This is a genomic window from Micromonospora noduli, from assembly GCF_003264475.1.
In the GTDB taxonomy this organism is placed as follows: domain Bacteria; phylum Actinomycetota; class Actinomycetes; order Mycobacteriales; family Micromonosporaceae; genus Micromonospora; species Micromonospora noduli.
The window spans coordinates 119,757-130,188 of sequence record NZ_PYAC01000011.1 but is presented as its reverse complement, the minus strand read 5'-3'; the positions used below and the strand labels follow the sequence as shown (position 1 = coordinate 130,188).

General features: G+C 71.7%; 11 protein-coding genes. 2 read left to right on the top strand and 9 right to left on the bottom strand.

Annotation, left to right across the window (positions count from 1 at the left end; translation table 11 throughout):
• Positions 1–595: 595 nt before the first annotated feature.
• Complete coding sequence (tyrS, locus tag MED15_RS14775; RefSeq protein ID WP_112584640.1) at positions 596–1,888, bottom strand: tyrosine--tRNA ligase; 1,293 nt, start codon at positions 1,886–1,888, stop codon at positions 596–598.
• Positions 1,889–1,988: 100 nt separating this feature from the next.
• Between tyrS and MED15_RS14770 the strand changes: the two genes are divergently transcribed.
• Positions 1,989–2,378: a PaaI family thioesterase gene (locus tag MED15_RS14770; RefSeq protein ID WP_112584626.1), complete on the top strand. Its 390-nt coding sequence runs from the start codon at positions 1,989–1,991 to the stop codon at positions 2,376–2,378.
• Between the two features lie 22 nt (positions 2,379–2,400).
• On the opposite strand, the gene MED15_RS14765 is transcribed toward MED15_RS14770, so the two are convergent.
• The 5 genes from MED15_RS14765 to MED15_RS14745 form a co-directional block, all read right to left on the bottom strand.
• Complete coding sequence (locus MED15_RS14765) at positions 2,401–3,738, bottom strand: hemolysin family protein (protein WP_112735921.1); 1,338 nt, start codon at positions 3,736–3,738, stop codon at positions 2,401–2,403.
• A 253-nt stretch (positions 3,739–3,991) separates the two neighbouring features.
• Positions 3,992–4,633 (bottom strand): YgjV family protein, encoded by a 642-nt coding sequence (locus MED15_RS14760; protein WP_112699806.1) that lies wholly within the window; start codon positions 4,631–4,633, stop codon positions 3,992–3,994.
• Between the two features lie 9 nt (positions 4,634–4,642).
• Positions 4,643–5,143: a GNAT family N-acetyltransferase gene (locus MED15_RS14755; RefSeq protein WP_112584623.1), complete on the bottom strand. Its 501-nt coding sequence runs from the start codon at positions 5,141–5,143 to the stop codon at positions 4,643–4,645.
• A 46-nt stretch (positions 5,144–5,189) separates the two neighbouring features.
• Positions 5,190–6,665 carry a serine hydrolase domain-containing protein gene (locus tag MED15_RS14750; RefSeq protein ID WP_112735919.1) on the bottom strand — a complete coding sequence of 492 codons (1,476 nt, stop codon included), beginning with the start codon at positions 6,663–6,665 and terminating at the stop codon, positions 5,190–5,192.
• 49 nt (positions 6,666–6,714) lie between these two features.
• Positions 6,715–7,218 carry an ArsR/SmtB family transcription factor gene (locus MED15_RS14745; RefSeq protein WP_244220461.1) on the bottom strand — a complete coding sequence of 168 codons (504 nt, stop codon included), beginning with the start codon at positions 7,216–7,218 and terminating at the stop codon, positions 6,715–6,717.
• A 137-nt stretch (positions 7,219–7,355) separates the two neighbouring features.
• Between MED15_RS14745 and MED15_RS14740 the strand changes: the two genes are divergently transcribed.
• Positions 7,356–8,228 carry a universal stress protein gene (locus MED15_RS14740; RefSeq protein WP_112731058.1) on the top strand — a complete coding sequence of 291 codons (873 nt, stop codon included), beginning with the start codon at positions 7,356–7,358 and terminating at the stop codon, positions 8,226–8,228.
• Here the strand turns inward: MED15_RS14740 and MED15_RS14735 are convergent.
• The 3 genes from MED15_RS14735 to MED15_RS14725 form a co-directional block, all read right to left on the bottom strand.
• Positions 8,221–8,856, bottom strand: a complete 636-nt coding sequence (locus tag MED15_RS14735) for an FMN reductase (protein WP_112699803.1) — start codon at positions 8,854–8,856, stop codon at positions 8,221–8,223. The genes MED15_RS14740 and MED15_RS14735 overlap by 8 nt on opposite strands.
• Positions 8,853–9,995: an LLM class flavin-dependent oxidoreductase gene (locus MED15_RS14730; protein ID WP_091402257.1), complete on the bottom strand. Its 1,143-nt coding sequence runs from the start codon at positions 9,993–9,995 to the stop codon at positions 8,853–8,855. Before MED15_RS14730 ends, MED15_RS14735 begins: the two co-directional genes overlap by 4 nt.
• A 161-nt stretch (positions 9,996–10,156) precedes the next feature.
• Positions 10,157–10,432 (bottom strand): ubiquitin-like small modifier protein 1, encoded by a 276-nt coding sequence (locus tag MED15_RS14725; RefSeq protein WP_112584619.1) that lies wholly within the window; start codon positions 10,430–10,432, stop codon positions 10,157–10,159.

The window sequence follows — 10,432 nt, the reverse complement described above, 5'->3', positions numbered from 1 at the left end:
TCCCAACCAGCCAGACACAAAACCTGACCAGTCCGGGGTATAAATCATAATTGGCACTGGCTTTACAAGCACCCTGTTGAGTTCTCAAAGAACAACCACACACCGATCAAAGCTCCACCTCAGTGAAACCCATCTCGGGGCTTTTCCTGCTCCGCGACCGGCGCTTTCAGCGCCAGGCACTTTTACTACGTTACCCGCTCGTTTCCGCCGTGTCAAACCGATATTTCGCGGTTCGTCGTGCTTCAACCCGATAACGCGGGCACCATGTCGCAACCGGCTTGCGCCGCTCTCGTCATGGATTCGGCAGGCCGGCCGTCGCGATTTCTCGCGACCCGCCCGGTGCCCTACCGGTTCGTAACCATACCCGGTCGGTTTCGCGGCGCCAAATCCGCCTCGCGGCGTTTCTGGCGGCACCTCCCGGTTGGGGCTCCGGTGGGCGTGCCCACCCGACCCCCTGGCCGTTGGCCGGCGCTCCGGCCGCCTCAGGCTTTCGCCTGTTTCGTCCGTTCCGCGCTGGCAGAGAGAAAGTTACGCGTCCGGCGGGATGATCGTCAAATCCGCCGGACGCGTCCCCCGTCACATCGTCGACAGGTGGCTATTCACCCAGCTCAACGCCCGCGAACGAACGCTTCCCCCGGCGCAGCACCAGGTATCGGCCGTGCAGGAGGTCGGCCGGCGACACCCTCGCGTCCACCTCGGTCACCCGGTTGTTGTTGACGTAGGCGCCGCCTTCGGCGATCACCCGCCGGGCCTCCTTGAGGCCACTCACCAGACCGGAGTCCCGCAGCAGACCCGCCACATCCGGCAATTCGCCGGTGAGGCGTACGAGACCCGCCTCGGTCAGGGCCGCGCGCAGGGTCTCCGGCGCCAGCTCGTCCAACGATCCGCGGCCGAAGAGCGCCTGACTGGCGGCGATCGCCTGTCGGGTCTCGTCGGCACCGTGCACCAGGATGGTCAGCTCCTCGGCCAGCGCCCGCTGCGCCAACCGGGCCGCCGGTCGTTCGGCGGTCGCCTTGGCCAGCTCCTCCAGCTCCTCACGGGTCCGGAAGCTGAAGTACCGCAGGTAGCGGTCGACCTCCTGGTCCTCCACGTTGAGCCAGAACTGGTAGAACGCGTACGGGCTGGTCATCGTGGGGTCGAGCCAGACGGCACCGCCCTCGGTCTTGCCGAACTTCGTGCCGTCGGACTTGGTGACGAGCGGCGTGGTGAACGCCTGCACCGGCCCCGCGCCCCGCCGGCGCACGTAGTCGACGCCGGCGGTGATGTTGCCCCACTGATCGGAGCCGCCGAACTGGAGCTGACAGCCGTGCCGGCGGTGCAGCTCGAAGAAGTCGTTGGCCTGCAACAGCTGGTAGCTGAACTCGGTGAAGCTGATGCCGGTCTCCAGGCGGGCACGCACCACCTCCCGCGCGAGCATCTTGTTCACCGGGAAGTGCTTGCCCACGTCGCGCAGGAACTCGACGATCGACATCTCGCCGGTCCAGTCCAGGTTGTTGACCAACTGGGCCGCGTTGTCCCCCGTGTAGGACACGAAGGGCGCGAGCTGCTCTCGGATCCGCTCGACCCAGCCGGCAATCACCTCGGGCGGGTTGAGGGTCCGTTCGGCGCTCTCCTTCGGGTCACCGATCTGCCCGGTGGCCCCGCCGGCCAGCAGCAACGGCCGGTGACCGGCGAGTTGCAGCCGGCGGGCCATGAGGACCTGCATGAGGTTGCCGACGTGCAGGCTCGGGGCGGTGGGGTCGAAGCCCACGTAGTACGTGGCGGACTTCCCACCGTCGAGCAGCTCGCGCAGCTCGTCGAGGCCGGTCGAGTCCTGTATCAGGCCACGCCAGAGCAGGTCATCGGTCAGGGAGTCCCGCCCGGACGGCGGAGGGCTGCTGTCGGTCACGGTCACCGATTCTCCCCCATCGCCGGCACCAACCCGTACCGGGTTTGGCGCAACCCGCCCCGGCTAGGCTTGCGCCTCGTTGATCGAGGAGGGCTTTGCCATGGAGATTCCGGATCTGACGGGCGGTTTCGTCGCCCTGCTCGGCCTCAAGTTCGAGGAGGCCAGCGCCGACCGGGTGGTCATCAGCTGGCAGGTCCGCCCGGAGCTGCACCAGCCGTTCGGCATCCAGCACGGCGGGGTGTACTGCTCGGTCGTGGAGACCGCGGCCAGCGTGGGTGGCTCCCTCTGGCTGGCCGACCGCGGCACGGTGGTCGGGGTGTCGAACCAGACCGACTTCCTGCGGGCCGTCCGGGACGGCGAGCTGAGGGCGGTCGGTACCCCGGTGCACCGGGGCCGCAGCCAGCAGCTCTGGCAGGTGGAGATCACCGACGCCGAGGAGCGGCTGGTCGCCCGTGGTCAGGTCCGGCTGCAGAACCTCTCGCCCGCCTGAGCGACGGCATTCGCCGGACCGGTCAGCTGCGGGCCTCGTCCAGCACCGGCTCCGTGGGCTGGTCGGTGTCGGCGTCGGCGTCGGCGTCATCGGGTACGCGGCTGAGCCGTACCTCGGTGATCGCCCGGTGGTCGATGCCGGCCACCACCAGCACCCAACCGTCCAGGGTGACGTCCTCCCCGGCGACGGTGGGGATGTGCCCGAGCCGGGCCAGCACGAGCCCGGCGACGGTGGTGTAGTCACCGGCCGGACGCGACGGCAGCTCCACGCCGATGTCCGGCAGGTCGTGCACCGGGAAGGTGCCGGGCAGCAGCAGCGCACCGTCGGGGTCGCGCCGCACCGAGCGCACGTCCCGGTCGGTCTCGTCGTAGATCTCGCCGACGATCTCCTCCAGGATGTCCTCCAGCGTCACGATGCCGTCGACGGCGCCGCGCTCGTCCACGACGAGCGCGATGTGCTGACGCTCGGCCTTGAACTGGCGCAGCGCGTCCACCACCGGTAGCGAGTCGGGCAGCAGCATCGGCGGTCGGGCGATCTCGTCGACCGGGCGGTCGTCGGGCACACCCACCAGGTCACGTAGGTGGATCACTCCGGCCGTGTCGTCCAGGCCGCCGTGGCGCACGACCGGAGCCCGGGAGTGCCCGGTGGCGGCCAGCACGAGCCGCGCGGCCTCCGCGGTGGTCCCGCTGTCGAGCGTGAAGACCTGCAACCGGGGTACGAGGACAGCCCGCAACCGCCGGTCGGCGATCTCCACGGCACCCGCGATGATGGTGCGCTGCTCCTTGGTGAAGCCGTGGTTGCCGGCGACGATGTCGCGCAGCTCGTCCGGGCCGATCTCCTCCGGTTGGTGTTTGGGGTTGAGCCCGACCAGGCGGACCACCACGTCGCTGGTGGCGCCGAGCGCCCAGACGGCCGGCCGGGTGAGGCTGGCGAGCAGGTCGAGCGGGCGGGCCACCAGCAGCGCCCACCGCTCGGCGGACTGCATGGCGATCCGCTTGGGCGCCAGCTCGCCGAAGACCAGGGTGACGAAGGTCAGCGCGAGGGTGACTGCCACGATCGCCACCGTCTCGGCGCCGCCGCCGAACACCCCGAGCAGCGGCACCAGGGGTTTTGCCAGCGAGACCGCTGCGGCGGCGGAGGCCAGGAAACCGGCGAGCGTGATGCCGATCTGGATGGTGGCCAGGAAGCGGTTCGGGTCCTTGGCGAGCCGGGCCAGCACCCGCCCGGCTCGGCTGGTGCGCTCCAGCCGCTGGATCTGGCTGTCTCGCAGCGACACCAACGCCATCTCGCTGCCCGCGAAGAGCGCGTTGATCACGACCAGGACTCCGACCAGGGCCAGTTGGCTCCCGTAGCTCTGCACGCCCGGTTCGCTCCCTCGTGGTGGTGGCACCGGCCGCTACGCGCGGCACCCGCCGGTCGGCGAGCCCGCCCGGCGTAGGCGTGTCTTTGCCCCGTCCGGCGCCGGCCGAATCCTGCCCCGGCGACGCTACGCCGAATCGGGCCAGGTGAGGCTACGCCGAATCGGACGACGGTGAGGCTACGCCGAATCGGACGACGGTGAGCTATGCCGGCTGGGGCGTCGGTGACGCTACGCCGGCTGGGGCGACGGTGAGTTACGCCGACTGGGGCGACGGTGACGCCGGCAGGTCGAGGACGTACGAGTCGCCGTCCGGGCGGAAGCCGAGCCGGTGGTAGTAGGGGGCCACCATGCGGGGTGGGCTGACCACCCGGTGAAAGCCCCGTTCGGTGAACAGGTGGCTGCGCCGGTAGACAAACTCACCCGGGGTGAAGTCACGGAACTTCGGGGTCACGTAGTCCAGGTCGATCTGGGCGACGCCGGGCGCCTCGGCGTGCGACAGCACCACGCCGACCACCTCGTCGGCCGTGACCACGAGGAACGCCGAGCGGCCCGACGCGTCCGGGTCCCAGTGGAAGCCGGGGTTGAACCGGGCGATGTCGGCGGCGTGCACCCGCAGCGTGTGCGCGAGGAACTGGTCGCCGACACCGACCTCCACCACCTGGTAGGTCTTCTCGTCGTGCCGGGTGGCGAGCATCCCGCGCAGGTACCAGATGTTGATCACCGCGAGCACGACGTTGAGCCCGACGCCGGGCCAGACCTCGATCGCGGCGTTGTAGCCGATCAGCACGAAGCAGCCGACGAGGTTGAGCGCCCGCAACCGCAGGATGCGCGACTGCAGCAGCGACCAGACCAGCACCGCGGAGCCGGCCCAGCCGACGAGATCCAACCAGTTCACGCCGCGAGACTAGTGCCCGCCCAGGTCAGGGCCGTCGGCGGGCAGCACGAGCAGCCACTCCTCGACGTCTTCGCCGCGGCCGTTGGCGTACCCCGAGTCTTCACCGACCACCACGAACCCGCACTTGCGGAGCACCGCGAGGGAGGCGGCGTTGTCCTTGGCGGCGCGGGCGTGCACCGGCCGGGGCAGTTCGCGCAGCAGGGCGGCCAGGGCCGCCGTGGCGTGACCCCGACCCCAGCGCGCCGGGTCGATCCAGTAGCTGACCTCGGTCTGCCCCTCGGCCGGGAAGGCGCTCACGTAGCCGACCACCTCGCCGTCGACCTCGACGGTGCGGACCAGGTTCGCCGGGTTGGTGAGCACCCGGGCCCAGTGTGCGGCGAACTCCCGACTGTCGGACGGGTCCTTGGGGCCGAACGCGGCCATCCGGTTGGCCTCCGGGTCCTGCTGGTGCAGGAAGAACTCGACGAGGTCGTCCTCACGGACCGGGCGCAGCAGCACATCGGAGGTCATCGGCCGAGGGTACGCAACGGCTGTGACGCGAAGCCGCGGCGCGGAGTCAGCCGGCGACGGCTACGACCGCCAGCACGGCGGCCACCAGCGAACTCGCCACCGACAGCAGCCGACGCCACGGCACCCGCGCGTCGACCACCGGCAGGGCACGCCACCGGATCGCCGCCACTGCCACCCCCGCCGCCGACAGGCCGGCGCCGAGCGGCCACAGCCAGGCCGGCACCACCGACCAGTCCCCCAACCGGTGCCCCAACCCCAGATAGGCGAACGCCCAGACCGCCGCCGCCAGCAGCGTCACCTGGTCCAGTTGGCGACGGCGGGCGGTGCCGAGCAGGGAGAGGCCGCCGAGGAAGGTGAAGGCCACCGCAAGGCCGGCGCCGATCCCCGGCAGCACCATCGACGTCGCCGAGGCGGCCTCCTTCGGTGACATCCCGAGCAGCCGCAGCCCGATCGGCTCGACGCCCTTGTCGGTGTTGCCGAGCACCACCACCGCCCGGCCGGTCGCCCGTTCGAGGCCGACGTAGGACCGGAACCCGCCGGTAGCACCGTTGTGCCAGACCACCTCGCGATCGCCGTGCCGGGTGGTGAACCAGCCGTACCCGATGCGGGTGTCGTCGTCCTCGCGGTAACGGGCGGTGGCGGCGTCGGCGCCTGGTGCGGTGCCGGCGAGGGTCGCGGCGAGCAGCCGGCCGAGGTCCTCCGCCGTTGACCAGGGGCCGGCGCCGGCCGGCGCGTAGCCGGCTCCCGTCCACGGATCGAGCGGCCGGCCGCCGGCCCGGCTGCCCTGGGCGCGACCGGCCGGCAGGTCGTCGTCGCGGGTGGCGATGACGGTGGCCGTCATGCCGAGCGGCCGTAACAGCCGGGCGTGCAGCAGCTCGGGGTACGCGACGCCGGCCTTCGCGGCGAGCGCGTGGCCGAGCACGGACGGCCCGAGGTTGGAGTAGTGGACCTCGCCGCGCTCGTCGTCGTCGGTGCTGATCCGGTCGGTGGCGCTGCGGATGGCGTCGACGCCCTGCCCGGCGTAGGGGTTTCCGCCGGAGACGTTGGACCAGAGGATGCGTGCCCATCCCAGCGGGGAGCCGGGGGCCAGCCGGGGCAGGCCGGCGCGGTGGCTGGCGAGTTCGGCGAGCGTGACGTCGCGGGCGGGGCCGGTGACCTCGGGCCAGGTGCTACCGAGCCGGTCGTCGGGGCCGACGACACCGGCGGCGACCTGGTCGGCGAGGAGCATGCCGGTGAGCGCCTTGGTGACCGAGCCGATCTCGAACGGGGTGCCCGGCTCCACGGGCCGACCGGCGAGGTCCCGGTCACCCAGGCCGGCGGTGCGGATCCGGCCGTTCTCGACCAGGGCGACGGCGAGCCCGCGGAGCCCCGACGGGTCGGGTGTGGCCGACCGGGCGGCAGCGGCCAGGTCGCGATCGCCGGTGGTCTGCGCCCCGAGTCGGGGCACCCGGGGCATCAACGCCACCCCGACCAGGCCGGCGATCAGCACGACGACGAGGACGGTGGCGGTCGTGCGGCGCATGGTGGTTCCTCCGTGGGGGTCGTCGGACGGGCGGCCGAGCCGCGTCTGGTCAGCGGCCGGCGGCGGTGAGGATGGCCAACAGCGGCACCACGCGTTCGGCGGGGACCGCGTACCGGCCTCGGCCGGCGCTGCGCAGCCAACCGGCGGCGGTGATCTGGCGCAGGTGGTGGTGCAGTTGGCCGGTGGTGCCCAACTCCTCGATCTCGGCCAGCTCGCTGGTGCTCTGCCGGCCGCCGAGGATCTCCCGCAGTAGCCGCAGCCGCACCGGGTGGGCCAACGCGGAGAGGGTGCTGGGCAGCTCCGTCCAGTCGGCGGCGAGCAGGTCGTCGACGGTGCGGCCGTACTGCCAGTCGTAGTGCTGGCCGGCGACGCGGACGGTGCCGGTGTAGAGCACCGCGCCCGACCCGTCGGTTGGCAGGCGCTGTTTGAGGCCGTCGAGCGCCCAGAAGGTGCCCTCGGGCGCGGGTGGTGGCGGCGGTGCGGCGGCGAGCCGTTCGCTCAACGCGGCAACCTGTGCCTCCAGCGCGGCGAGTCGATCTTCCACGGTGTTCACATGTCGATACTACGAACTTACGTAATTACGTGCAAGTGCCGGGCGGGCGGCTGGCCGGAACCGCCGGGGCCGGCGCGTCCGGCCCCACCTACGCGGCTGAGCGGTCGACAATGACCTGACCGACCCAGGGAGCGCCGATGAACCGACCTGTCGTGGTGGGCGTGGACGGATCGCCGTCCAGCTTCGTCGCCGCCGAACACGCGGCGCGGGCCGCCGTGCTCCGGTCCCGACCGCTGCTCCTGGTGCACGGCTACCTGCATCCGTCCGGCTACGGCGTGCCACTCAACCCGTACGACCTCGGGGTGCCGGCGCCGTCCGAGGAGGCGCAGCAGATGTTGGAGCGCACGGCGGCCGAGCTGACCGGCCGGTGGCCCGGCCTCGCCGTCGAGGTGCGTCAGGTCCTCGGGGGCCCGGGGGCGACCATGATTGAGGAGTCCCGCCGGGCGGAGCTGGTCGTGGTGGGCAGCCGTGGCCTGGGCGGGTTCGCCGGGCTGCTGCTCGGCTCGGTCGGCACGCAGGTGGCCGCGCACGCGCACTGCCCGGTGCTGGTGGTCCGCCCGGACGAGCAGCCGATCCCGGTGGACGGCCCGGTGCTGGTGGGCGTGGACGGCTCCGAGTCGTCCCGACTCGCCGTGGGTCTGGGCGCTCACGAGGCGGCGCTACGGGACGTGCCGCTGGTGCTGGTGCACGTCGGTCCTTCGAACGGCGACCGGGCGGTGCCGGAGGAGATCGAGGAGTCGCAGGCCGCGTACCAGGCCGAGGCGGTGCGACTCCTGGCCGACGCCTCCGCCGTGGTGCGCGCCGAACACCCCGACCTGGTGGTGCGCGAGCATCCGGTCCGGGCGGCCGGCGCGGCCCAGGGGCTCATCGAGGCCAGCGGCACGGCGTCGCTGCTGGTCGTGGGCACCCGGGGCCGGGCCGGGTTCGCCGGTCTGCTGCTCGGGTCGGTCAGTCAGGCGGCGATCCAGCACGCGCACTGCCCGGTGCTGGTCGCCCACCCGCTCAGTTGACCGGCTCGCCGTCACCTCGGCCGAGCATCTGCAGGAAGTCGGTGGTGAGGGCGAACGGGTCGGCCGGCCCGGTGGCCGGCGGTCGGCGTTCGATCTGGTCGGCCAACTCCCCGGCGGCGCGCCGGATCCGAGCGCGCAACGCGCCATCGGCGGTGCCGTCGGCCCAGTCCTCCGGGGCGGCGAAGACCGCGGTCGGGACGACCACCGACCGAAGGTAGGCGAACATCGGGCGGACGGCGTGCTCCAGTGCCAACGAGTGCCGGGCGGTGCCGCCGGTCGCGCCGATCAGCACCGGCCGGTCGACCAGCGACTCGGAATCCAACACGTCGAAGAAGGACTTGAACAGCCCGTTGTACGAGGCGCTGAAGATCGGGGTGACGGCGATGAGCCCGTCCGCCCCGGTCACCGTGTCGATGACCTCGCGCAGCGCCGCCGGCGCGAACCCGGTGAGCATGTTGTTCACCACGTCGTGGGCGTACTCGCGCAGGTCGACGACGTGCAGCTCCACTTCGGAGCCGCGCCGGACCAACTCGTCGCGGGTGGCCGCGGCGAGCTGGTCGGCGAGCAGCCGGGTCGACGAGGGCTGACTCAGCCCCGCCGAGACCACGGCCAGGGTGCGGCGGGTCATCGGGTCGCCCCCTCCGGCGCCTTGCCGGTCACGTCGTCGACGGCGTGCACGGTGCTGTCCTTGGCACCGCCCGCGGCAGCGACCAGCGAGGCGTGCGTCGGCGCCGCCGGCACGTGCGCCGGACGCAGCGCGGCGAACTCCTTGCGCAGCACGGGCACGACCTCCTCGCCGAGCAGGTCGAGCTGCTCCAGCACGGTCTTCAGCGGCAACCCGGCGTGGTCCATCAGGAACAGCTGCCGCTGGTAGTCACCGACGTACTCCCGGAAGCCGAGCGTGCGGTCGATGACCTGCTGCGGGCTGCCCACGGTCAGCGGGGTCTCGCGGGTGAACTCCTCCAGCGACGGCCCGTGCCCGTAGACCGGGGCGTTGTCGAAGTAGGGCCGGAACTCCCGGACCGCGTCCTGCGAGTTGCGGCGCATGAACACCTGCCCACCGAGGCCGACGATGGCCTGGTCGGCGGAGCCGTGGCCGTAGTGCGCGTACCGCTGGCGGTAGAGCGCGATCATCCGCTGGGTGTGCTCCTTGGGCCAGAAGATGTGGTTGGCGAAGAAGCCGTCACCGTAGTACGCGGCCTGCTCGGCGATCTCCGGGCTGCGGATCGAGCCGTGCCAGACGAACGGGGGCACGCCGTCGAGCGGGCGCGGTGTCGAGGTGAACGACTGCAACGGGGTGCGGTACTTGCCCTTCCAGTCGACCACGTCCTCGCGCCACAGCCGGTGCAGCAGGTCGTAGTTCTCGATGGCCAGGGGGATGCCGGCGCGGATGTCCTTGCCGAACCACGGGTAGACCGGGCCGGTGTTGCCGCGACCCATCATGAGGTCCACCCGGCCGTCGGAGAGGTGCTGGAGCATCGCGTAGTCCTCGGCGATCTTCACCGGGTCGTTGGTGGTGATCAGCGTGGTGGCGGTGGACAGCAGCAGCCGCTCGGTACGCGCGGCGATGTAGCCGAGCATGGTGGTCGGCGACGACGGCACGAACGGCGGGTTGTGGTGCTCGCCGGTGGCGAAGACGTCCAGGCCGACCTCCTCGGCCTTCAACGCGATCGCGACCATCGCCTTGATCCGCTCATGCTCGGTCGGCTCCCGACCGGTGGTCGGATCGACCGTGACGTCACCGACGGTGAAGATTCCGAACTGCATGACCAGCTCCTCGCGTGTCAACCGGGTGCCGGCGTGGTACCCGGACACAGCTCTCAACTTATTTGACGACGCAACTATTCCGTCGGCGGGACGCCCCGCAGTGGCGCCGGTCACCCCCGTAACGGGACATCGGGTCGGGAATCCCCTCGGTGTCGGCCCGGTCAGCCGCCAGCGACCGACGGCAGCACCTGCACCTCCGCGCCGTCCTTGACCGGGGTGGCCAGACCGCCGGAGTGCCGGCAGTCTTCCCCGTCGACGAAGACGTTGACGTAGCGGCGCAGCTCGCCACGCTCGTCGCGGATGCGTCGGGCCAGCCGGGGGTGCGCGACGGCCATCTCGTCGAGGACCGCCCGCAGCGTCCCGGCGGCGGTGACGTTCAGCCGACTCGCGCCCCCGGCCTCGCCGCGCAGCGGGCCGGGCAGCAGCACGGTGACCAC

Excerpts from the sequence above, each read along its gene's own strand:
- MED15_RS14735 (WP_112699803.1), bottom strand. The coding sequence starts at position 8,856 with ATGACCCGCCGCACCCTGGCCGTGGTCTCGGCGGGGCTGAGTCAGCCC.
- MED15_RS14750 (WP_112735919.1), bottom strand. The coding sequence starts at position 6,665 with ATGCGCCGCACGACCGCCACCGTCCTCGTCGTCGTGCTGATCGCCGGC.
- MED15_RS14730 (WP_091402257.1), bottom strand. The coding sequence starts at position 9,995 with ATGCAGTTCGGAATCTTCACCGTCGGTGACGTCACGGTCGATCCGACC.
- MED15_RS14770 (WP_112584626.1), top strand. The coding sequence starts at position 1,989 with ATGGAGATTCCGGATCTGACGGGCGGTTTCGTCGCCCTGCTCGGCCTC.
- MED15_RS14755 (WP_112584623.1), bottom strand. The coding sequence starts at position 5,143 with ATGACCTCCGATGTGCTGCTGCGCCCGGTCCGTGAGGACGACCTCGTC.
- MED15_RS14740 (WP_112731058.1), top strand. The coding sequence starts at position 7,356 with ATGAACCGACCTGTCGTGGTGGGCGTGGACGGATCGCCGTCCAGCTTC.